This window comes from Paracoccus binzhouensis, from assembly GCF_016446475.1.
In the GTDB taxonomy this organism is placed as follows: Bacteria; Pseudomonadota; Alphaproteobacteria; order Rhodobacterales; family Rhodobacteraceae; genus Paracoccus; species Paracoccus binzhouensis.
In genome coordinates, this window is the sequence record NZ_JAEHFP010000250.1 from 1 (window position 1) to 926 (window position 926).

The 926-nt window shown below is 76.1% G+C and carries 2 protein-coding genes; both read right to left on the reverse strand.

The genetic code is table 11. The annotated features are described in order from the left end of the window. On the reverse strand, positions 1-276 hold a 276-nt coding region (locus I9P22_RS24285; protein ID WP_199262793.1), incomplete at its 3' end, for a LysR family transcriptional regulator. Beyond that, positions 273-926: DUF1932 domain-containing protein (locus I9P22_RS24290; RefSeq protein WP_199262795.1), on the reverse strand; the 654-nt coding region annotated here is incomplete at its 5' end. The genes I9P22_RS24290 and I9P22_RS24285, both read right to left, overlap by 4 nt.

Here is a 926-nt window from a genome sequence, read left to right on the forward strand (position 1 = left end):
CACGGTCAGCGGCAGGCGCGGGCCCAGCTCGGCCAGCGCCGGATCGAGCCGGCCGAAGGCGCGGCGCAGGCGCAGGACCAGCGCCTCGCCGGCGGGGGTGGCGAACAGGCCCGGGCTGCGGCGGACGAACAGCGCCTGCCCGGCCAGCCGCTCGAGCTTGGCGATGGCCTGCGTCACCGCCGGCTGCGAGACATGGCAGCGCGCCGCCGCCCGGGTGATCGAGCCGGTCTCGGCCACCGCCAGAAGCAGGCGCAGGTGTCGCAGGTTCGTCCTCATAGCCGCGACAGGATCGCATCGGCCCGATCCGCCAGCGCATCCGGCCCGCCGGCCAGGTCCAGCGCGGCGATCTCCTGCTGCCAGGCCGCGGCGGCGGTGGCCATGCGGTCGGGCAGGCCCAACTCGCGCAGGGTGGCGGCGACCTCCTGCATCTCGGCGGCGCGGCGGGCGCCGTGGACCATCATCCGTTCCAGGTTGTAGGCGCCGCGCGCCGCCCAGTCCCAGCCGGGATCCGAGGCCTGCAGCGAGGCGAGTACCGCCTGCTCGACCCCGGCCCGGCGCGCGGCCAGCAGGCATTCCGCCGTCAGCGCCTCGAAACCCTTGATCATCACCGAACGCAGCATCTTGATCGCCGAGGCGTCGCCCACCCGTGGCCCCTCGACCGCCAGCGCCATGTCCAGGGGCGCCAGCGCCGCCAGCGCCGCCTCGGCATGCGGGCCGGCCAGCAGGGCGGGCGTACGGTGCAAGCGCGGATGCACCGGTGCCATGATCGCCATGTCGACATAGCGCCCGCCGGCCGCCTCGATCGCCGCGGCCGCGCGGCGCTTGGTGCCCGGCGCGCAGGAATTGCCGTCGAGCCACAGCAGGCCGGGCGGCAGCGCCGCGGCGGCGGCCTTTGCGGCGGCAAGCGCCTGGTCGGCGGTGACGAG